This window comes from Streptomyces sp. NPDC057963 (assembly GCF_042887155.1).
Lineage (GTDB): Bacteria > Actinomycetota > Actinomycetes > Streptomycetales > Streptomycetaceae > Streptomyces.
In genome coordinates, this window is the sequence record NZ_JBHVPX010000037.1 from 1 (window position 1) to 20,544 (window position 20,544).

The window sequence follows — 20,544 nt, forward strand, 5'->3', positions numbered from 1 at the left end:
GGGAGACCCTGCCCGTCACCTACCGGGCCATCGCTGGCCTCGTCTCCGACCGCAACACCACCGGCTGACACAAACCCCCAGCTCAGGCCCTCACGCCTCCAATGCAATCACGCACCAGCTCGTTAGAGAGCTTTGCCGCCCTCTCCTCTTCGGAGGGTTGACGCATGCCCGACAAGTGGCGCACTGCGGGATCGAGGCGGCAGCGGTCCTCGGAGAGCTCGGTGAGGAAGCCCTTCCGCAGGAGGTCGGGCAAGGCGGCCCGGCAGGCGTCGGGAAGGTCGGGCGGAATCTCGCCGAGGAGCTTGGAGGTGCTGTGCGCGGCGAGAAACAGGCCGGCCAGCCGTCCGGCGGGAGGGAGCTTCTTGACCGGCTTGGCGGACAAGGCCCGCGTGGTCCATCCGGACACCCGCGAACGCGTGTTCTTCCCGAAAGGCAGAGGGTGGCCCGCCTCCTGGGCCAGATCCGGCACCGTGACGGGAACCGGTGCTGTCGGATCGCCGCCGAGGAGCTCATCATCCACCTGCCAGCCCAGGCAACGAAGGGCATCAACAGCCCCTTCCCGGCAGGGGCGGCGCTGACATTGCTTGAGCTGGACGCGGTCTTCGACACGGTCGGTCCAACGTCCACCGGCGTCCGGAGTCACCGCCCCTGCTCCGTCTGGAGTAGACAGCCTCCGAAAGGTCTCGCCCAACTGGCCGCAAGCACCTGTAGCAGCACCGGTGCTCCGTTCGCAGCCTTCAGCAGATCCGCCGGAACCGTCGAGCCGCGGCCCTGCCATTCCGGACCGCCAGGCGGTTCACGCAGCCGGGACCCGTTCCTCCTCCAGCGTGCTGAAGTCGATGTCGAGGCGGGTGTCGTAGTCCTCCGGGGGGATGCCGAGCTCGTGTGTGGAGTACACGCCGAACCGGTTGATGTGCTCGGTCAGGGGCGTTGTCAGGTTGAGTGGTGGCCTTCTCAGGCGGCATGATCATCCGTCTGGTCGAATCGCTGGAGGGGCTGTCCGTGGTGACGCCGTCGTACCGGGGTTTCCGCTTCCCTCCGGAGGTCATCTCCCACTGCGTGTGGCTGTATCACCGCTTCAACCTGAGCCTGCGCGACATCGAGGAGCTGATGCTCGAGCGCGGCATTGAGGTCAGCCACGAGACAGTCCACCAGTGGACGCGCCGGTTCGGCCCGGCTTATGCCGCTGCTCTACGTTGGCGCCGTCCGGGGCCTGGTGACAAGTGGCACTTGGACGAGGTGTTCGTCAAAATCAACGGCGTGCAGCGGTACCTGTGGCGGGCCGTGGACCAGTACGGGAACGTGCTCGACATCCTGCTGCAGAACCGGCGGGACGTGGCCGCGGCCAGGCGTTTCTTCCGGAAGCTGATGAAGAAGACCCGGTCGGTGCCCCGGGTGATCGTCACCGACAAGCTCCCCTCCTACCGCGCCGCCCACCGCCACGAGATGCCGTCGGTCGAACACCGCTCGCACAAGGGCCTGAACAACCAGGCCGAGAACTCCCATCAGCCGACGAGGCAACGCGAGCGCGCGATGAAAGGCTTCCGATCGGTGGGTGCCGCACAACGGTTCCTGGCCGCGTTCAGCGGCATCTCACCCCACTTCCGACCCCGCCGTCACCTCCTCACCGCCCCGAACTACCGCGCCGAGATGATCAACCGCTTCGCGATCTGGGACCAGATCACCGGCGCGTCGCCAGCCTGCCCGCCGTAGCCTGAGCCGCTGTCACCACCGAAGCCGAAACGCGTCGAACCGGCTCACACCCTCAAGCACTCGGTCAACCTGACAAAGCCCTATGGCCTTCGCGTTCCGGCACCTGAAGGTCGTCGCCGAACCGAGTGGCGCCTGTGCCCTGGCCGCCGTCCTTGGCAGCCTTATCCCCCACGAGTCGGGGATGATCGGGGTGGTGATCTCCGGCGGCGGCGTGGACCTGCCCACCTTCCACCGGCTGATCAACCAGGCCACCCGCCGGAAGGAACCCGCCCGTGTCTGACGACCACCCGTTCCCCACGATCACGCAGTACGCCAGCCCGGAGCTCATCGCCGCCTTCGCCTACGAGGGACGCGCCCACGACGACGATCCCCGGTGGGAGGAGTCCGGCGCCCCCGACATCGAGACCTACGGCCGGTGGTCCGGCCACATGTGCGGCATCGCCTGCCTGCGCATGGCGCTCCTGGCCCGTACCGGCGAGGCGCCCACCATGTTCGAGCTCCTCGACGGCGCCCGGAAGTACGGGGCGTACACCGAGGACCCGGACACCGCAGCGATCCGCGGCCTGATCTACGCCCCCTTCGTCCAGTACGTGGTGGACGTCCACCCGCTGGGCGCCGAGGTCCACCCAACCCTGACCGTGCCCGGCCTCCTTTGCCTCCTCGACGCCGGCCGGCTGGTGATGGCCTCCGTGCACAAGGAGATCCGCTGCCCGGAGAACCCCGCCCCCGGCAAGGGCGGCCACCTCGTCCTCGTCACCGGCCGCGACGGGGACACGGTGCACTTCCGCAACCCGTCCGGACACACCGGGCAGGCCCGTACCGCGAGTCTGCCCGCAGCCGAGTTCGCCGAGTTCTTCGGTGGCCGAGGCGTGTCCCTGACCTGACACTGCCGACGCCGCTGCCCCATGCCCCGGGCCGGGGACAGGATGTGACGGACCCGGACCGGTTCAACACGCCCCCGGCCGGGGATCGGTGCGGTGAACCAGCCCCGGCCTACGACTGATGACCTGGAACCGCCCGTGATTTATGACGCTGAGTACCGTGCGAAGGGCGCTACCGTGCTCGGGGTCCCCCATGGCACCTCGGGCCCGTTCGGCATTCACCGCCCCGAGGCGGAGACGGACGATCTGCCGCAGGACGCGTACGCGGCTGCTGTTCCCGCCCCACGCGACGGGCGCGGCCGGTGAGCGGGATCTGGCGGCAGGTCCTGGCCGCGTACACCACCGACCAGCATGACGAGCGCGACCGCGAGCAGCTGCTCGCCCTGGGCGCCGCCGAACTCGCGCACGCCCGCAGCGGCGAGGGCAGTCCCGCCACCGCCGAGGGCAGTCCCGCCACCGCCGAGGACGTCCAGCACATCGCTCTCCAGGAATTCGGGCTCCTGATCAGCATCACGCAGGCCCGTACCGCGTTGCGCAAACGCCGTACTCGCCACGGGTGACCGGCGCGGCGGTCGGGCGTTAGAACTGTGTGACCACGACGACGCGGCCCGCCGCTCCGGTCAGCGACCGCGTCGCGCCGGTCCCAGCCCAGCAAGGTGAGCCGATCTCCGCGGCGCTGGCCGCCCACTGGATGGCGGCGGGGCGTGTCGTGCCCGGTCAGGTGGACCGGGAGTGGGCCATGCTGGCAGGCAGTTGCCCGTGGCCCCTGCGATAGAGACCAGCGTGGTGCGGTGTTCGCCCCACGGCCCGCACCCGCTGCACCCGGCCGGCAGCCTCGAAGCCTGCCCGGCCACCGAGGCTGCCGGACCGGCCGGTCTTGTTGGGCCCCCTTCCGGCCCGGCAGCCTCGCTCCCTTGCGAACCCGACCGGAACCGCCCAGACCTAGCGGTGGTTTGTTGACGGCGGGTCAGGGCTGTAGTAGGCCGGTAGCAGAGGAACGTCGCCTCGCCGCCTAGGGGCTTGTGATGACCCGTCGTCTGCCGCGTCCGCCCGCACCGGGCCCACTGGAAGCCTACGCCGTACGCTTCGATGACCTGTTCTCCACACTGGCACAGCGCCGTGGGTTCCGCGAGTACCTGACCGGGCTGCTGCTGCCGCGGGACCGCAACAAGACGCTGACCTGCCTGGCCGGCACCGAACCCGTCGTCGGGGCCCAGCACCCCTCGGTGCAGCGGCTGCAGTTCTTCTTGTCCGAGTCGACGTGGGACCACGAGCGGGTCAACGCCCGCCGGGTCGAACTGCTGCTGGCCGACCCCGCGACCGCGCCGCACCCGGGCGGGGTACTGGTGATCGACGACTCGGGCGACCGCAAGGACGGCAAGGCGACTGCGCACATCGGACGGCAGTGGCTGGGCCGACTGGGCAAGACCGACAACGGCATCGTCACCGTGACTACCTGCTGGGCCGATGAGAACCTCTACTACCCGCTGCACTCCGTGCCCTACAGCCCCGCCCATCACTTCCCCAAGGGCAAGAGCGACCCCGGCTTCCGCACCAAGCTGCAGATCGCCGCAGAGCTGGCCCGCACCGCGAAGGCTGCCGGGGGTGGTCTTCCGGGCGGTGGCCGCCGACTGCGCCTACGGCGACCAGGACGGCTTCCGCAGACAACTCGCCTCGGCAGGACTGCCGTTCGTCATGGCCCTCAAACCGAGCCACGGCACCTGGGCCCACGGCAAGGACGCCTACACCCCCGCCGACGCCGCCCGCGCCCTGACCTGGACGGACCCCGAGCATCCGGGTGACTGGACCGCCATCGAGCGAACCTTCCGTGACGGGCACACCGAGACCTGGTGGGCCGCCGACGCCCGCCTCGGCTGGTGGGGACCCGACGGGAACGTCCGCCTGATCGTGGCCACCACCGACCCGGCCACGCTGCCCCCGCAAGCCACCTGGTACCTGGCCACCGACCTGCCCCGCCCCGGCGGTCCCCGCGAGGCCGACAGCCCCGAACCGGCCGCCGGGCTGCACGAAGTGGTCCGGATCTACGGCATCCGACACTGGATCGAGCAGAGCTACAAACAGGTCAAGGGCGAACTCGGGTGGGCCGACTTCCAAGTCCGTTCCGATACTGCCATCCGCCGCCACCAGACCCTGGTCACCTGCGCGTTCTCGTTCTGCTGGGACACCTGGTTCACTCAGCCTCCGGACCCGGAACCCATCGTCGCCCCAGCGGCCCTGCCGGCTGCCACACCGGCCGAACCGGCTGAGAGGGGGCCCAAGCAAACCCCACCAGCCCCAACCAGCAAGCTGGCCAAAGGCGATTCGCGCCGTCCGGGCCTGGCTCGACCCCTGGACCACCCTCCAACGCTGCTGGCGAGCCTGGAGCAACGCACCCCCGCAACCCGAACTCCAAGCCCTGATCAACGCCGTCGGAGCAGGCCACCCACTTGATCTCTACTCCCCGGTCTAACAAACCACCGCTAGCCCCAACGACATCGACGACCTGGAAGGGTGGACGCTCCACCGCCTCCGCAGTGCGCTGACACACGACGCGGAAGACGGCACCTCAACACCGATGCTGTTGGCCCGCTCCCGCCACGCCTCTGTACGGTCCCTGGAAAGGTACGCACGGCCCGGCGTCGACGCCGTCGCCCAGCATGTCGCCAAGCGCGCCCCTGAGGCCCGCCACCAAAGGTGACTCCGGGAGCTGAGGGCTCTGGTCACCTGCTTTCTGGTATCCGAACCGGGACTACTGGCCATCACTACACGAGTGTTGTGGGCCGTGGGCCGGCAGATGATTCCGTCGGTCGCCTCGTCTTGCCCGCACCCCTCAGCCATGTGAACGAGAAGAGACTGGCACTGGCCATGACGACGGCCGCGCCGGCGGCCGCGATGCTCATCCCGTGTGTGAAGGCGTCTCGCGCGGCCGCCAGTACGACATCTGCAGTCCCGTTCGGCAGCTGGGCCGCGGCGGCCGTGGCGCCGCCCAGCGTTTCGCGCGCGGCTCCGGCCTGCAGTACTCCAGAGGGCAGCGCGCCGGCCATGTCCCGGCTGTACGCCGCTGCCCCGATGGATCCGAGGATCGCCATGCCCAACGCCCCTCCGAACTCCTGACCTGACTCCAGCACGGCCGCGGCTGATCCTGCACGCTCCGGCGGGGCCGCGCCGAGGGCGAGTTCGTTGGCGAGAGTCATGGCGGCGACCAGGCCGCCCGCGTACAGGGAGGCGCCGGCGAGGGTGAACCAGAGTGCCGAGTCGGTTCGTACCTGGGCCAGCCAAAGAAACCCGCAAGCAGAGAGGAGGAAGCCGCCGCCCATGACGTACGCACGGTCCATGCGCTGTGCGAGCGCAGCTCCGGCCGGGGCCATGATAGCCACTCCGGCGGCAGGTACCAGGCTCCACAGCGCGGCGTTGAAGGGGCTCAGGCCGAGGACGGACTGCAGATATTGGGTGAGGAAGACAGCCATCCCGACCGTGGCGAACATCGCGAGGAGATTGGCGAACACCGGGCCGCCGAAGGCGCGCCGGCCAAGCAGGCCGAGGTCGATCATCGGATGCGCGAGGTGCTTTTGTCGGCGTACGAAGACGAAGCCGAGCACGAGCCCCGCGCTGATGGCGAGGGCGGGCAGCGGCTCGTACCCGTGCCGGGCCCATTCCTTGATTCCGTAGATGACCAGGAGCACAGCGCCGAGTGACAGCACCGCGCTCAGCAGGTCGAAGCGCTCGCGCTTCGCTGACTTGAACTCAGGCACCAGGAACGGCACCAACACGAGCAGCAGCAGCATCGCGGGCAGGTTGATCAGGAAGACCGCACCCCACCAGAAGTGCTCCAGCAGCAGGCCGCTGACCACGGGCCCCAGTGAAATGCCCGTCGTCATGACAGCGGTCCACAGGGTCACCGCCTTGCCGCGCTGTTTGTCATCGTGGAAGAGGTTGCGAATCAGGCCGAGAGTCGAGGGCATCAAGGCAGCGCCACCGAGACCCAGCAGCGCGCGTATGGCGATGAGCAGTTCAGGCGTATGTGCGTACGCGGCGGCGACCGAGGCCGCTCCGAAGAGGGCCGCTCCCCCGAGCACCAGCGTGCGTCGGCCGATCCGGTCACCGAACGCACCCATCGGGACGAGTAGCCCGGCGAGGACGAAGCCGTACATGTCGAGGATCCACAACTGCTGCGTGGCGCTGGGTTTCAGGTCCTGACTGATGTAGGGAATCGCGAAGTACAGGACCGAGACGTCCATCGAGACGAGTGCCAGGGGCAGCATCAGGACGCCGAGGGCGGTCCATTCCTTGTGCCCCGCGCGGGGGCCGGGTGTGTTCTCCATGAACGGCAGGGAACCGAGAGGATCGCGTACACCGCAAGCAGATACCTAGTGCACCTCGCATTCCTCGGCTTTGACCAGCCTGAATGTCCTATGAGGGCACTAGTACAGTTCGGTCATGGCTATGGAACCGCCCTATCTCCGTATCGCCGGTGACATCCGTCGGCGTATCGCTTCCGGGGAGCTTGCGCCCGGTGCCCGCGTCCCTTCCACCCGGCGCATCACCCAGGAGTGGGGCGTCGCTATGGCGACCGCAACGAAGGCGCTCGCCACCCTGAACCAGGAGGGTCTCGTGCGGGCCGTGCCCGGTGTCGGCACCGTGGTAGCGGAGTCAGGACGAGAACGGCCGCGGACTCCCCACCATGGACTCACCCGGGATCGCATCATCAGTGCCGCGATCGCTCTCGCCGACATCGAAGGGATCGCCGCACTCTCCATGCGCCGAGTTGCGACCGATTTCGGCGTGTCAACCATGGCGCTCTACCGCCATGTCCCGAGCAAGGGCGAACTCGTACGGCTAATGTCAGAGTCGGTGTTCAACGGCGAACCGCTGGGGCCGCGACTGCCCGGCTGGCGAGCGCAACTGGAACGGGAAGCATGGTGGTTGTGGGGCCTGTACCAACGCCACCCCTGGCTGGCGCGAGCCATGTCTGCTCTCACCCGGCCGATGGCCTCGCCCCACGCGATGCGCTACACCGAGCGGGTCCTCAGCGCCCTGAAGGGCCTGGGGCTGACACCGACCCAGATCATCCACGTCCACCTCGCTCTTCTCGGGTACGCCCAGGGTGTCGCGGCGGCCGTGGAGCTGGAGTCGCAAGCGTGGCAGGAGACCGGCATGACACCTGAAGAGTGGATGGCCTCCAACGAACCGCGGATGGAGACGATCCAGGCCGCTGGATCCTTTCCGACCCTGTCCACTCTCTTCGGCCGGGAGGAGTTCGACCTCGAACTCGACACACTCTTCGAATTCGGACTCGCACGGATGCTGGACGGAGTCGAATCGCTCATCGAGCAATCCAGAGGCTAGAGCTAACAGGACCTACATCTGGAGTTCGAGCTCGGACGCTCGGTTGCATGAACACCTGTGCGAAGATCGCGACGTGAACGCTCTACGCTTCCGTCTCGCTGACGACGCCGAACTTGCCTCTGTCGTGCGTCTACGCGACGACGCTGCTCGCTGGATGCTTGCCCAAGGCGTCACCGGTCAGTGGCGTCCTGGTGAGCTGGGCGTGGATCACTTCCGCCGGGTCATGGAGCACGGGGAGGTATGGCTCGCGGAGGCTGCCGATCGTGTGGTCGGGGCCTGGGAGCTGTGGTGGGAGGACGAGGAGGCATGGGGGCCACAGCCGTCGACAGCCGGCTATGTGCACCGGCTGATGGTGGACCGCAGCAGTGTCCTGCCCGGGACGGGGCGGCAGCTTCTGCGAGTCGCGGAGCGCCGTGTGGCTGAGGCGGGCCGACCGTTGGTACGTCTGGACTGCCTGGCCGACAGCGCACCCCTGCACGCGTACTACCTCAACGCCGGCTATCGGGTTGTCGGACGTAAAAAGGGCAAGCCGCAGCCGGGCGGTACGCCCAAGTCGTTCACGCTCTTCGAAAAGTCCATATGGGACGGAGAAGAATAGGAATCACCTGCGCTCGTCGTGGTCGGACGGGAGCGGCAGGGTGCCCTGGGTGCCTCGGTGCGTGGTCAGCGTCGTCCGGCGAGTAGCGCAGGTGCGCCGTCACATGGTCGGGCTCGCAGCCCAGGTCAGCGATGCCGGGTGTCGACGACCTGAGTGAGTTCAGCGAACGTGCTTCATCACGCGGTTGCCGACCGTGCCTCGAACGTACGCCCAGCCACGATCACAGGGAGCCGCAGTTTCACTATGGGGTGCGCGGGCCAGGCACTGCAACTGCCCGGGCGGTCGGGTCCAGGTCGAGGCGGCTGTTCATGTCCAGCTCGAATCGGCCGTAGATCTACGGCACCTTCCGGCTCGACATGGACAAGCGGCTCGACCTCGGCCTGTCAGCTTCTGTGCCGCGCCCGCGCGGGGCGACGGATGCCGCCGCCCCGGCGACGGGATGAGTTAGTGCCGGGCTGTGGTGGCCGGGGCGGCACCTGCCGGGCGTGTGTCAACCCGGCCGCGGATGGCGGACAGGAGTGCGGCGAGGGCCATGATGCCCGTCATGGCGTAGAAGGCCGCGCTCAAACCGTTGGTGAAGGCGGCGGCGTCCCGCCCGTGCAGGCTGGTGGTGCCGACGAAGATGGCGAAGGCCGTGCTGCGGGGGATGGAGTGTGCTGCGATCAGGATGGCGGTGGTGAAGGAGAACACCATGCCGATACTGGCGGACGTCCTGAGCACGCCGGAAGCGATCCCTAGGCGCTCAGGCGGGGCCGCCTTCATCACCGCGGAGCTGTTGGCCGCATAGAAGAAGCCGCCACCGATCATGATTACCGCGTTGCCGATTGCGGGCAGCCAGAGCGAGCTGGTCGTGGTCATCTGGGCGAAGATGACGAGCGCAATGACCGAGATGCCCAGCCCGGCTGTCGCCGGAATCACTGGCCCCAGCCGGTCGGCGAAGCGCCCCGCGTACGGGCCCACGGCCGCGCCGAGCACGTAGCCCGGGACCATCAGCATGGACGCGGTGATCGGGCTCAGCCCCCGTGGCCCCTGCAAATACATGATCACCAGGAAGAGCACTGCGAAGCTCCCCAGGCCCTGCAAGAGTGAGGCCAGCAGTGAGGGCGACACCTTCGGAATGCGGAACAGCGACAGGTCCAGGGTCGGTTCCTTGTGCCGCAGCTCGATGAGCACGAACGCCACCAGCAGCACCAGGCCCCCTGCCAGGTATGCCAGGTGAGTTGCGTTCAGAGGCTCGGCGGCCAGGCCGGTCATTGCCCACAGCACGCCGAACAGGCCTAGCCCCAGGGTGATCATGCCCAGGGGGTCGAACCGGCGGCGGATCTGCTTGCTGTGGTCTTGCAGCACCCGCGCGGCCAGGACCAGCGCGGTCAGCCCGATCGGCAGGTTGATCCAGAAGATCCAGCGCCAGGAGACGTAGGTCACGATGACGCCGCCGAGCAGGACGCCGAGCACGGAGCCCAGCGAGAAGCCGAGGGCGTTGAAGCCGTAGGCGCGGCCGCGTTCCTCGGGCGGGTAGAGCTCGGAGATGATCGCGCCGCTGTTGGCGGCGATCAGCGCGGCGCCGAGCCCCTGGATGACGCGGAATCCGATGATGGCAGGCGCGTTCCAGGCCAGCGCGCACAGCACCGAACCGAGCACGAAGATGACGAACCCCGCCTCGTACATGCGCACCCGGCCGAACATGTCGCCGAGCCGGCCCAGCTGAGTGGCCAGCACGGTGACGACCAGGAGGTAGCTCACGACCACCCATGTGACCGAGGCCAGCGAGACGTTCAGGTCCTCTTGGATGGCGGGCAGTGCAAGGACCACGATCGTGCTGTCGACCGCCGAGATGAGCACGCCGATCATCACCACGAGCATGCCGAGCCCGCGCCGTGGAGGGCTGGGCGCCGCTAAGACGCGGCCCGGCGCCGTCGCGTCACTCACCACCGCTGTTCGCGCGCTCATCGGTGAGGCCGGTTCGTCACTCATGCGCTTCCTCCTTCCCCGGCTGGTCCTTGGGGGCCTGAAGACTCCACAGCCGCCCGTCCGGGTCGCGCACGGTCATCAACCGAGTCCCGAAGTGCGTGTCCTCAAACGGAGTGACCACCTCGACGGCAGAGTCAAGGCGAAACGCGTCCGCGTCGGCCACCTTCAGCACCAGCTGCATCTGCGGCTGCCGATCTGCGGGCACCTCGGCGATGAACAGCGAGGGGCCATCGCCATTGCGCAACTGGCCGGAGCTGTGGTCCGTCTCGAACTCCAGCTCATAACCCAGCGCCTGGAAGAACCGCGCCGCCTTGCCCCAGTTGTGGGTCTCCATGAACACGGCCTCAATGCCTTCGGTCGTCATCTCAGACCTCCTCCTCATCCGATCGCTCTCGTTCTTCCTTGATGTCGTCGAGGTAGGCACGCAGCGCCTCGGCAACCAACGCCGACAGTGACAGCTCCTTCTCGATGGCACGGTGCTTGACCTGCTTGATCAGCCCGATCGGCAGGTACACGTTGAACTGCTTCACATCCTCGTCGCCCACGGCAAGCATGCTAGCAAACTAAATCACTAGGATGTCGAACGCAATCCCGGCCCGCACAGCGGCCGGCTCGACCCCCTTCACCGAATGACGGCAGGCGCGATGGGCGTCCAATGGACCCTGATATTTCGGGGTGTCGGAGCGGCGTCGATCCTCACTGACCGTGATGTGGGCCGACGTTCCCTGGCGGTGGACGTACCCGCACGATGACATGACGGACACCGATGCCCCGTGCGGCGTGGGCGCCACGGCATCCGCCGCTGCGGTTGTGTCCAAACATGCACCAGCGGCCGTCGAGGTCGAACTTGGCCAGTGGGTCGGCGTAGACGTAGTCGTAGGCGTTGGCGTTGCCTCCCGGGACGGGGTCGATATACAGGAAACGTCCGGTGGCGGGGTTGTAGAGGCGCACGCCCATGAGGGTGAGGTCGGTCGGGGTCTCGCTGGAACGCTGCTTGCCGCCGAGCCACCCGTAGCGGGTGGCGGGCTGGTCGGCGCGCGGGTTGCCGTACTCGTCGTAGTCGAGGACGGTCGGCGCGACGCTGATGTCGGGCGGCTGCTGACTTCCAGCACACGCTATGGGGACGACCGGACGTACGGAAGCGGTGGATCCTGCGCCAGCGCGAGACGTCCGTCCGCGAGGTGTCCGACGCGCTCGCCTGGAACGTCGCGGTCAGCCTGGACCGGATCCTGCCCACCGAGATCCTGGGCCCGGTCGTCGAGGGCGCGGTGCTCAACAACTTCGCCGAGGCCGTCGAGGTGGACGGGGACGTTGCCGAGCCGTGCGAGGAGAAGAAAGAGGGGAAGGACTGGTGGCACCGCACCTCTACCTGCCCCCCCGGTGGCGAAGATGCTCGACTGGTACATCCGCCACCACCCCAGCTCCGCCCACTGGTGCATCGTGGTCAGGCGCGAGGCGCACACCCGGTGAAACGTCCCGCTCCGCACGCTCCGGCAGGCCCTCGCCCTCCCCTCGCTGTCAGCCTTGGGTGAGACGTCCCCGTTCTGCGGGGTTAGCCTGAGAGGGCACGACAGGAGAACCGTCCCTTACGTACGCGTCGGCACGACGGCGCGACGCCGGCGCCTTCCGAGAGCAAGTTCGCAGCCTCTTCCCCAACAGTCGCTATCTGATCTACGACCGCGCCCAAGCAGATGCCTACCTCGCCAGCGAGCCCATCCCCTCCCTGCCTACAGACGAGCACCCGGACGACCTCCTCACCGACAAGGAGGCAAGCGTCATCCTCGGGATCAATCCGACCACCGTGCGCGCCTACGCCACCCAGGGCTATCTCTCGCGCGGCAAGAACATCTATGGCGCTCGCGTCTGGCCACGCCATGAAATCCAGCACCGCCGCGACAATCCGCACGGGCAAGGAAAAGGTGGCGGTCGCCGCGCCGGCGAGCCGCAAGGCCCACGCAAGGCTCACGCTTACGAGGGCGACCCACGCCTGCAAACAGCCGCCGACGCCTTGGCCACCGCGGGCGGTACTCCCATCAGTCGAATCGCCGCCGGCCTGGCCCATCAACATGGCGGCTCGGCCCGCACCTGGGAACGCCTCCTCGCTCGGACACGCCATCTGCATTGACTCGCTGCGCCCTGCTGGCACCGCCAGGTGGACTGCACCTGGATGACCAACTCCGAACTCCGGTTCGGTGCCAGCCCGTACGGGGAGCGTCTTTGGCCGGCGGTCCGCTGTATCCGGACGTGTGGAGCGTCCCGGTGACGTTGACCGGTGTCGACTATCTGTCCAACGGAGCCGTTGTGTGGCGCGGGCAGGAGGAGGGCGCGCCCGCGTGGTCCGGAATGGGTGTCCTCCTGTCCACGCCAGAGTTCGCTGAAGTTGGGATCGTGGTGCCAGCGGCGGCCCCGGCGGAAGGCTCGGCGAGGGCGGGCACCGCCGCACAGTGGGCCGGCGCCCAGGCCGGGGGAGGAAGAAGGGTGCTCTTCCCCTTCGGGGAAAGAGGTGTCGGCGTCTGCGTCGCGCTGACCCACGCTGCTGACCTGCGGGAACAGCGGTTAAGCGAATCCACCTTTGGCAACCCGTTGAGCAACCTGTTGAGCAACTTGTTGTGCAACTTGTTGTGCAACTTGTTGTGCAACCGGCAGGCCCGCTAGGCCTTTACGGTCGGAACGGTGGCGACGACGGGTCCGTGGTCTGGTGGGAGGTCCAGCAGCATGGAGTGGAAAAGTGGCGCGTTCGGGACGCGTGGGCGTAGGTCGCCCAGTGTCTGCCAGCCCCATGATTCATACAGTGCCCGGACCTTGGGATGGTCCTTCAGGACCAGGAGCGTGGCGCGTTTCTCGGGCCGGGCGGCGAGCAGCTCGTCGTGGAGCCGGCGGGCGGTGCCGGTCTTGCGCCAGGGGGTGCGGACCATCAGCTCACTGAGTGCGTAGGTGCGTGTGCCGGTCTCGGTGATGGTGCCAGCGGGTACGTCGGTGAGCAGTCCGCCCCACCAGCGGCTGGCGGGATACAGCGGAGCTCCGTAGGCGTAGCCGACGGGCTGTCCGTGGTCGTAGCCGACGGTGCAGGTCCAGTCGGGATGGGTCATCCAGCTGTTGAGTCCTTCGGCGAACCGGTCGACGGCGCAGAACGGGTCGGTCTGCGCTTCCTTCGCGTACACCTCGGCGTAGACGTCCAGCAGGAGCGTGCGCAGCTGGGCGGTGCGGTGGTGGGTGGTGTAGTGGCGGAGTTCTATGTCAGCGGTCACTGTAGGCGGTTCTCCTATGCGGTGGCGAGGGTGCGGTGGACGGTGGCGAGCCGGCTGGTGATGGCGCGGCTGCCGATGTGCGCGGCGTCGATGGTGGCTGCGGTGGTTCGGGCGCCGGCGGTGTTTCCCCGCGCGAGTTGGAGTTCTGCGAGCTGGACTGCGTAGTACGTGCGGCTGCGGCGCAGGCGGGGTTCGAGGAGGGTGAGGGCCTGGGTGGTGGCGGTCTCGGCGTCGGCGAGGCGTCCCATTGCCTGGTGGGTGATGGCTGCGAGTCCGCTGATCTCTGCGGCGGTGAGGAAGTTGAGCCACCTTGGTGCGGGTTCGGTGGGGTCGATGCGGTCGTAGGAGGCCTGGGCGGCGAGCAGGGCGCGGGCTGCTGCTGGGCGGTTTCCGGTGCGGGCGTGGCTGATGGCCAGGCGGGATTGGATCAGGGCGGCGTAGCGCGGGTCTTGGCGGGCTTCGCGGCTGGTAAGGGCGGTCTGGCTGATGCGCAGGGCTTCGCGGTCGTGTCCGCCGCGGCGGGCGTGGATGGCGAGGTCGGACCAGGCCCGTGCCTGGGCTTGGTGGCTGGTGCCGAGGATGGCCCTTTGCAGTGCGGTGGTGCGCCACAGGTGCGCGGCGTCCAGGTCCCCGGCGTCGTCTGCGGCCCATCCGGCCGAGCTGCACAGTGATGCGATCACGGTGTGGAGTGCCTGCTCGACGCGGGGCCCATAGGTGCAGCGGTCGGCCGCGGTGGTCAGGCGGTCGAGGTAGGCACTGGCGACGGTCAGGAGGGGTTCGCCCCCGATGGCGCTGAAATGGGCGTCAAGGCGGTCGATCCGCTGGCGGGCACGGTCGACGTCGCTCATCGACAGGCGGCCGTCGACGGGGGTTTCGTCGATGTTGAGGGCAAGGGCGACCGTCGCGGCGGCGGTCGCGGTGATGAAGCGGCGGCGGCGCACGGGCGCCTCCTTCGTCGGTGCGGCAGACCGAGGCGGGGCTGGCAGGTTCGCGCTGTTCCTGCCTCTCGGCACGGCCCGCAGCGCCAGAACCGCCAGGTCACCACACCGCGCTGGTTCCAACTATCGCGTCCCGGCTCAGTAGCAACGATGCCGGACGGAAGAGACGATGCGCAGGCGAGTCGTCGGTTTGGCCACCAGACTCCACACGTTGAACCGCTCTCTTGGCCAGAGGATGTCGGATCTCAACCAGGCTTGCGTGTGGGGGGGTTGTGTCGCAAACGATGGCTCCCGTACGGCAGCCAAGCGTTGGAAGTTCGGCGCATCTGGTGCCGGGTCAGACCCCCGCGGACGTCCGGGCGTCCTTGGCGGGTGTCACGGGCGCCGCCGCAGGGCCGCTGCCGTGCCCTTTCGGGGACCCGAACCAGGCTACTGCCACCGCGCCCGATACGGCGAGCACGAACCCGGTGATCGCCGCCCAGGCGAAGCCGGGACGGGAGGCATCGCCGAGCCACAGCACGCCGATGATGCCCGGCAGGACGGTCTCGCCGACGACCAGCGCGGCGGTGGCGCCGTTGACCGAGCCGATCTGCAGGGCGACCGTGTGCAGGTACATGCCGCCGATGCCTGCCACCAGGATCGCGTAGAGCGCCGGGTCGCAGAGCAGCGCTCCCGGGTCGAAAGGGTCGATGCCGTTCAGCACACGGACCCCGACACCGAGGGCGCCGAAGCCCAGTCCGGACAGCAGGCCGGCCAGGATCGCGGCGCGCGCCCCCAGTAGGCGTACGACCACGGTGCCGCCCACGATCAGGAGCAGCGAGATCCCCAGCAGCCACCAGTGTGTGGAGATCGGGGTGTCGCCGCTCCCTTCCGGGCCCGCCGCCGTCGCCAGAAGCACCAGCGCGGAGCAGACCACAGCAATCGAGGTCCGCTCGGCGCGGTTGAGCCGGATACCGAGGAGCTTGATGCTCAACACCGCCGTGATCACCAAGTTGGCGCTGATCACGGTCTGCGACAGGAACAGCGGCAGGAGGCGCGCCGCCAGTGCGCCGAGCCCGAAGCCGACGAAGTCCAGGATGGTCCCGACGATGAACTCCCAGGTCATCGCCGCCTTCGCAGTGGACGACAGGCTCGGGCCACCGTGCTGGGTCACGCTGCCCTCGGCGGCCTCCCTGCGGGCTGACTTCTGTGATCCGACGGCCTGAAGGACGGAGCCCGTGCCGTAACAGATCGATGCTGCCACGGCGGTGAGCAGTCCTATGAGCACCGAAAGCTCCGTTCATGTATGGGTCGGTGGGGTTCGATCCCGTTCCCACTGGCAGACGTGGATTTCGGCGCGAAAGTTGCTTCCGGCGAGTCAGTTATCTCCCTCCACGGGCCAACTACGGTCAGCCACATTGCCCATAGCACACTGCAACAGGTCTTAGCGCAGCGTCACGAAGTGTCCCCTTTCGCGCGTATCTCCTCCGCGCCCCAAAAAGGAGCCCGCCCCCAAAAGCCGCATCACGGAGATCACCGTCGCAGCCCCGGTCCAGCGAAGTTGGTGACAACTAGAGCGAAAAACCCCAGGTGGTGACAACTGGAATGCCCAAACAGTGACAGGTACCGCGCTCAAGTCCACGCTCGGTGCCAGCTCACCGACCCACCTTGGTGTCACCTAGCTCGCCCAGTCACAGGAGCCCGTCGCTGTGTGGCTACCGGGTCTGGAGGGCGCCGTGGTCGATGAGGCCCTGGATATAGGGAGGCCAGTCCCGCTCCAGGCTGGTGGTGATGGCGGCGTGAACGTCGGCGCGCACCTGCGGGGTGACGTGTTCGACGTCGCCGCCCGGGTAGTACAGGCGCACCCCGTCGCGGCTGGCGTCGCACAGGATGGCGTGGGCCTTCCGCACGAGCGTCATGTAGAGCTGCGGGACCGGTGCCTTGACGAGTTCGTCGATGACGGCTTCGTAGTCGACTCCGAAGTCCGCCCAGTCCTTGCCCTGCTTGTCGAGCCAGAGGGTGACGTCGGAGAAGAAGACCGCTTTGCCCGGCCCCTCGTTCGGGTCGCGGGCCAGGCCGGTCGCGAGATCGAGCGCGATGCCGGCGCCCTTGCTGACGAGGTGGCGGGGGATCATCGTCGGGGCGACGGCCACCGCGCACTCGCCCCAGCCATCTTGGGTCTGCTCCGGCCAGGGCAGTCCCAGTACGAGCCAGCCGTCCGGTGCCAGCAGCTTGTTGCTCACCGTGTTCTTCCCCCTCGGTAGTGAATGGTCCGCATCCGATCTTTCCGCCCCGGCCCGGCAGCGGACAAGACGTCCTCCGGCCGCCGGCCCGCGCACCGGCTACCGACGGCGTCCGAACAGGCCGCGGTTCTTCTTCGCCTCCGCTTCGGCCGCCTCCCGGGCTGCGGCTTCCTGTGCCTGGAGCCGTGCGGTTTTCTCCGCCCTCACCTGTTCATGGTGTTCGTCCAAGCACGGCTCGCACAGCTCATCCCCCCTCGCTGTGCCAAGAGGACTGCCGGATCGACTGCCAGCGGTCGTCGGTGAACTTCGCTCCACAGCGGGTGCAAGCTGGCCGCTGCGCCTCCCGCTGCGCGGCCTCACGCTCTTCCTTGCGGCGGTGGGCCTCCTTCCGCTGCACCGTGTACAGCCGATCGCCGTCGGGGTTGTCCAGTGCCTCGCGCAGCGTCTGCCACTCATCGCGCCCGAGCCTTCGCCACACCTTCCCCGCCGCCCCATCCGGATCGGCCGTGATCCGCTCCAGCTCGGTGACGACCACGGGCACCGCCTGGTGGTTCTCGAGTCAGGTCGCCGAATGTGACGATCGCGCCTCGGACATGAGATGGGGAGTCGAGCGAATACTGACCGATGGACCTGTGGGCCGAGGCCGGAAACGGCCTCCGCCGGATCATTCCGTTGCTTGGCCCGGACGCACCATAAGCTTGAGGACTGCCTGCTGTGCCCCGGCTGCTACCAGCCCGTCTACGAGAGCGCTTCATGCCGGTCCGCTCCCGGTGATCGGGCTGTGCAGGCTGTGCCGAAAGCACCATGTTTCGCTCGCGGCGCCAGGCAGACGTACCCGTCGGCCCACAGCAGCGCGCCGTCCTTGAGACCGTGGCCGCCGCCATGGCATAGCGGGGCCGCCCCCCTTACAAACGGTGGCTGGCCGGCACCCACATCCCCCGCGGAGACCTGCGCACCATCCTCGAGGCCTATTTCGGCAAGAAGGTCGAGGCCCTCTTCCAGCTCGTCCCCGTACGCGACATCGTCCGCCCCCGACCGCTGGACCGAAGGACGCGCGCCGCGATACGAACCCTGGACTACGCTTGGCCCACGTCCCGGCATGTCCCCGGCGAACCGGACGCTGGAATCTTCGGCAGCTGGGAGCTCGCCGGCGGACGGCACTTCGACGGCACCTCGATCGGCGTGCAGATCTATGAAGCTGAGCCCCGCGGCGACGTCATGGAGATCAGCTCCGCAGACCTCCCCCACCTGGAGACCTTCGTCCGCTCCTCGCGCAGGGGCGTGACTCTGGCCTCCCCCGGTGCCGCCGGCCGGTCCGGCCTGTACGTGATGGACGCCGCGCTCGCGCGCCAGAACCTCAACTCGCGGCTCAGCACGACGAGATCACGCGACTGCGGGAACAAACGGTCGCCCTCGGCAACATCCGCCACCTGCCGGCTGCTCGGTGACCGGGGCTTCGATCTCGTCGTCTCCTGCGGGACTCCGAGTGATATTCGAACGCGATCGCTACCGCCCCGGCTCAGGCTGGCTGATGGCTGCCCTGCGCGCCCGAACCAACGGAGCCGGTCCTGCGATACCGGAGGACGGGGACATTGCCGTGCCGAGCTTGCTCGACAAACTGCTTCCGCTCGAAAACAGCGCTAGTCCGGCTCGTTGTCCCAGCCGAATCCGTATCCCGTCTCGCGTCCCGTGCCACGCCGCGGGGCCCTGCGCCCTTCGTCGCCTTGTGAGCAGGCGACGAAGGGCGTGCACTGCCTGGGTGCCCCGGAGGTGGCGACAGCGTGGTTCCTGCACACCACCGGCCTGTACTGCGCGGCGTACGGCACCGACCACTCCATCACGCTCACCGCGGCCCGACGCACTGTCCACGCCTGGAGCGCAATCAACAACCCCGACCAGGCCCGCTCAGTGGCGAACGAGGTCCTGACCATGCTCGCCTACCTCAACACCGAGGAGAGCACCGCCCTCGCTCAGCAGGTCACGACTCACCTGCCGGGCGTGTCCAGGTCGGCGACACGAGCGATGACAGGATCAGCCGCCGGAAGAGTCCTGCCCACTGCGCCCGCAGCTCGCTCAACGTCTGATGGTCGTCGGCCACTCCAGCCGCGAGGACATCCTGGTGAGAGACGTCGAGTTGGGCCGCTGCCGCGTCCGCCCGTCCGGGTTGGACGCGCCGCCACAGCTCAAGGACGCCGTCGCGGGCGGCCTGCCAGGCTTCGGTCGCCATCGTCCCGTCGGGCCGCGGCTCTGGCATCGACGTACGACTGGCCGACGGCACCCGCCTCTCCCTCAAGAGCGCAGCCCCCGGTCGGCTCAACCGTGGTGGTGACCCGCGACCCCCGCGGCCAGGCCCCGCCCCGCCTCGACCCACCCCCGGGAGCACCCCACCAGACCCCGACCCCCTTCCTGTTCGCCTTCGCCGCCTGCGGCACCCTCCTGGCCTTCCTCTGCGTCGGCTGGGGTGAGACTCATGCGCTTCCGCTCCGGCCTTGTGACGGGGTGCTCGGCGGCGCGGTGGCGGTGGGCGAGGGCGGGTTCGGGGCCTGGTTGAGGTGCAGGGTGCCGCCCGGGTCGGTACAGGCGTGGACTCCGGCGGTGAGTTGAACGCAGGCCCTGGCCGTCGAGGGGCTGGGCGCGGACACCATGGCGCTGAACACGTCGGTGTCGTAGTGGACCTTGTTCTGGTACGTCCGGCCCCCCGCACCGACGACCCGGGCTATGTCGCCGGGGCGCCCCCAACTGATACGGGCCCAGGCGGCCTTGCAGGCGTCGCTGTAGCGGAGCTCCACATAAACCCCTGCGACCCTGGAGAGGGCGGCCGTCCACGCGTCGCCGCCGCAGCCGGCCCCCCCTGGGAACTTGCCAGTGCAACTGTCCGCGAAGCAGTTGACGTCGAGCTGCCTGGTCTCTGTGTCCGTTGCCGTCGCGCCGGCACGGTCGGCGTGCGAATGCCCAGCGTCTCCGTACGCGCCGAACAGGCCGGCGCAAGCGGCCCCGACAGCGGCCAGGCCGGCGGCGGACCAGATCAGCCGCTGCCTGCCGGGGCGACGGCCGACCGGCGGCTTCTGCGCGGGCTCGCCTTCGGCCCCTTTCCCCGGGGCCGTCTCCCCCGTGGGTGGCCCTCCGCCAGGTCGCTCTCCGGCCGCCGCCGCTGGAGGGCGCTCCGTCTCGGGATCGGGTCCCGTGGGCCGCCCATCGCGGGCGTCGTCGACGTCGTCGGCATCACCGACATCACGGGCGCCGGGTTCGTGCCAGGCGGCGTTTGCCAGTTCCCACAGCGCCGAGAGGCGGGCGGGGTCGGCGTCGACGAGTTTGCCGAGGGCGGCCACAGCGTGCTGCGGCGGCAGCGCCTTGCCGTTGAAATAACGCTCCCAACTGGACTTGCTGTACGGGGTGCGGCCGGCGAGCGCGGCCAGGCTCAAGCCGGTGCGGTCCTTCAACGCCCGCAGTTCGACGACCAGATGCCGGACGTCCGAGGCGAGAGCGGCGCCCGGTATCGGCTTCCAGTCGGTCACCGACGCCCTCCGTAGTTCCAGTACATTCCCGTTCGTCCCTCCCCTCCCACCGTACCCACCGCGTAGCTTCCGGAGATGGTGAATTTGCTCAACCTGGCTTGTTTTTAAGGTA

At 68.5% G+C, this 20,544-nt stretch carries 23 protein-coding genes and 1 pseudogene; 10 read left to right on the forward strand and 14 right to left on the reverse strand.

From position 1 onward, the window contains the following. Window positions 1-82: 82 nt before the first annotated feature. Window positions 83-643, reverse strand: coding sequence for a hypothetical protein (locus tag ACFVT1_RS38480; RefSeq protein WP_389804781.1), 561 nt, complete (start codon window positions 641-643; stop codon window positions 83-85). Between the two features lie 320 nt (window positions 644-963). Here ACFVT1_RS38480 and ACFVT1_RS38485 point away from each other — a divergent pair, with 320 nt between their 5' ends. From ACFVT1_RS38485 to ACFVT1_RS38510, 6 genes are all read left to right on the forward strand, one after another. Next, on the forward strand, window positions 964-1,713 hold the full coding sequence (locus tag ACFVT1_RS38485; protein WP_389804784.1) for an IS6 family transposase: 750 nt from the start codon (window positions 964-966) through the stop codon (window positions 1,711-1,713). Between the two features lie 82 nt (window positions 1,714-1,795). Continuing rightward, the gene (locus tag ACFVT1_RS38490) at window positions 1,796-1,993 is read left to right on the forward strand and encodes a hypothetical protein (protein WP_389804787.1); all 198 of its coding nucleotides are present in this window, start codon (window positions 1,796-1,798) and stop codon (window positions 1,991-1,993) included. After that, a complete protein-coding gene (locus tag ACFVT1_RS38495) occupies window positions 1,986-2,597 on the forward strand; it encodes a peptidase (protein WP_389804790.1) in 612 nt (203 codons plus the stop codon). Before ACFVT1_RS38490 ends, ACFVT1_RS38495 begins: the two co-directional genes overlap by 8 nt. 135 nt (window positions 2,598-2,732) lie before the next feature. Beyond that, complete coding sequence (locus tag ACFVT1_RS38500; protein ID WP_389804793.1) at window positions 2,733-2,900, forward strand: hypothetical protein; 168 nt, start codon at window positions 2,733-2,735, stop codon at window positions 2,898-2,900. Continuing rightward, window positions 2,897-3,154, forward strand: coding sequence for a hypothetical protein (locus ACFVT1_RS38505; RefSeq protein WP_389804796.1), 258 nt, complete (start codon window positions 2,897-2,899; stop codon window positions 3,152-3,154). Before ACFVT1_RS38500 ends, ACFVT1_RS38505 begins: the two co-directional genes overlap by 4 nt. A 465-nt stretch (window positions 3,155-3,619) precedes the next feature. After that, entirely contained in the window at window positions 3,620-4,396 is a 777-nt protein-coding gene (locus ACFVT1_RS38510) for a transposase (protein ID WP_389804798.1), read from the forward strand. Between the two features lie 960 nt (window positions 4,397-5,356). Here ACFVT1_RS38510 and ACFVT1_RS38515 read toward each other — a convergent pair. Further along, entirely contained in the window at window positions 5,357-6,916 is a 1,560-nt protein-coding gene (locus ACFVT1_RS38515) for an MFS transporter (protein WP_389804801.1), read from the reverse strand. 115 nt (window positions 6,917-7,031) lie between these two features. On the opposite strand from ACFVT1_RS38515, the gene ACFVT1_RS38520 reads away from it, so the two are divergent. Then, complete coding sequence (locus ACFVT1_RS38520; protein ID WP_389804803.1) at window positions 7,032-7,940, forward strand: TetR/AcrR family transcriptional regulator C-terminal domain-containing protein; 909 nt, start codon at window positions 7,032-7,034, stop codon at window positions 7,938-7,940. A gap of 73 nt (window positions 7,941-8,013) precedes the next feature. Further along, on the forward strand, window positions 8,014-8,538 hold the full coding sequence (locus tag ACFVT1_RS38525; protein ID WP_389804806.1) for a GNAT family N-acetyltransferase: 525 nt from the start codon (window positions 8,014-8,016) through the stop codon (window positions 8,536-8,538). Between the two features lie 444 nt (window positions 8,539-8,982). On the opposite strand, the gene ACFVT1_RS38530 is transcribed toward ACFVT1_RS38525, so the two are convergent. The 5 genes and pseudogenes from ACFVT1_RS38530 to ACFVT1_RS38550 all read right to left on the reverse strand — a co-directional run bounded on the left by ACFVT1_RS38530 (window position 8,983) and on the right by ACFVT1_RS38550 (window position 11,972). Next, window positions 8,983-10,512: an MFS transporter gene (locus ACFVT1_RS38530; RefSeq protein WP_389804809.1), complete on the reverse strand. Its 1,530-nt coding sequence runs from the start codon at window positions 10,510-10,512 to the stop codon at window positions 8,983-8,985. Continuing rightward, a complete protein-coding gene (locus tag ACFVT1_RS38535) occupies window positions 10,505-10,873 on the reverse strand; it encodes a VOC family protein (protein WP_389804811.1) in 369 nt (122 codons plus the stop codon). Before ACFVT1_RS38535 ends, ACFVT1_RS38530 begins: the two co-directional genes overlap by 8 nt. A 1-nt stretch (window position 10,874) precedes the next feature. Then, the gene (locus ACFVT1_RS38540) at window positions 10,875-11,054 is read right to left on the reverse strand and encodes a CopG family transcriptional regulator (protein WP_389804814.1); all 180 of its coding nucleotides are present in this window, start codon (window positions 11,052-11,054) and stop codon (window positions 10,875-10,877) included. Between the two features lie 277 nt (window positions 11,055-11,331). After that, window positions 11,332-11,598, reverse strand: a pseudogene (locus ACFVT1_RS38545) (RHS repeat-associated core domain-containing protein); the annotation flags it as partial. Between the two features lie 26 nt (window positions 11,599-11,624). After that, window positions 11,625-11,972: a hypothetical protein gene (locus tag ACFVT1_RS38550; RefSeq protein ID WP_389804816.1), complete on the reverse strand. Its 348-nt coding sequence runs from the start codon at window positions 11,970-11,972 to the stop codon at window positions 11,625-11,627. Between the two features lie 338 nt (window positions 11,973-12,310). Here ACFVT1_RS38550 and ACFVT1_RS38555 point away from each other — a divergent pair, with 338 nt between their 5' ends. Together ACFVT1_RS38555 and ACFVT1_RS38560 are read left to right on the forward strand one after the other, a co-directional pair. Further along, the gene (locus tag ACFVT1_RS38555; RefSeq protein WP_389804819.1) at window positions 12,311-12,634 is read left to right on the forward strand and encodes a hypothetical protein; all 324 of its coding nucleotides are present in this window, start codon (window positions 12,311-12,313) and stop codon (window positions 12,632-12,634) included. 134 nt (window positions 12,635-12,768) lie between these two features. Then, entirely contained in the window at window positions 12,769-13,164 is a 396-nt protein-coding gene (locus ACFVT1_RS38560; RefSeq protein ID WP_389804822.1) for a hypothetical protein, read from the forward strand. Here the strand turns inward: ACFVT1_RS38560 and ACFVT1_RS38565 are convergent. The 7 genes from ACFVT1_RS38565 to ACFVT1_RS38595 form a co-directional block, all read right to left on the reverse strand. Continuing rightward, complete coding sequence (locus tag ACFVT1_RS38565; RefSeq protein ID WP_389804825.1) at window positions 13,161-13,757, reverse strand: GNAT family N-acetyltransferase; 597 nt, start codon at window positions 13,755-13,757, stop codon at window positions 13,161-13,163. The genes ACFVT1_RS38560 and ACFVT1_RS38565 overlap by 4 nt on opposite strands. Window positions 13,758-13,771: 14 nt before the next feature. After that, window positions 13,772-14,698 (reverse strand): hypothetical protein, encoded by a 927-nt coding sequence (locus tag ACFVT1_RS38570; RefSeq protein ID WP_389804828.1) that lies wholly within the window; start codon window positions 14,696-14,698, stop codon window positions 13,772-13,774. Window positions 14,699-15,032: 334 nt separating this feature from the next. Further along, entirely contained in the window at window positions 15,033-15,962 is a 930-nt protein-coding gene (locus ACFVT1_RS38575) for a hypothetical protein (protein ID WP_389804829.1), read from the reverse strand. 427 nt (window positions 15,963-16,389) lie between these two features. Further along, the gene (locus ACFVT1_RS38580; RefSeq protein WP_389804832.1) at window positions 16,390-16,917 is read right to left on the reverse strand and encodes a hypothetical protein; all 528 of its coding nucleotides are present in this window, start codon (window positions 16,915-16,917) and stop codon (window positions 16,390-16,392) included. 244 nt (window positions 16,918-17,161) lie between these two features. After that, window positions 17,162-17,452 (reverse strand): hypothetical protein, encoded by a 291-nt coding sequence (locus tag ACFVT1_RS38585; RefSeq protein ID WP_389804834.1) that lies wholly within the window; start codon window positions 17,450-17,452, stop codon window positions 17,162-17,164. A 1,443-nt stretch (window positions 17,453-18,895) separates the two neighbouring features. After that, window positions 18,896-19,171, reverse strand: a complete 276-nt coding sequence (locus ACFVT1_RS38590; RefSeq protein WP_389804836.1) for a hypothetical protein — start codon at window positions 19,169-19,171, stop codon at window positions 18,896-18,898. A 214-nt stretch (window positions 19,172-19,385) separates the two neighbouring features. Further along, on the reverse strand, window positions 19,386-20,432 hold the full coding sequence (locus ACFVT1_RS38595) for a DUF2690 domain-containing protein (RefSeq protein ID WP_389804839.1): 1,047 nt from the start codon (window positions 20,430-20,432) through the stop codon (window positions 19,386-19,388). Between the last annotated feature and the right edge of the window lie 112 nt (window positions 20,433-20,544).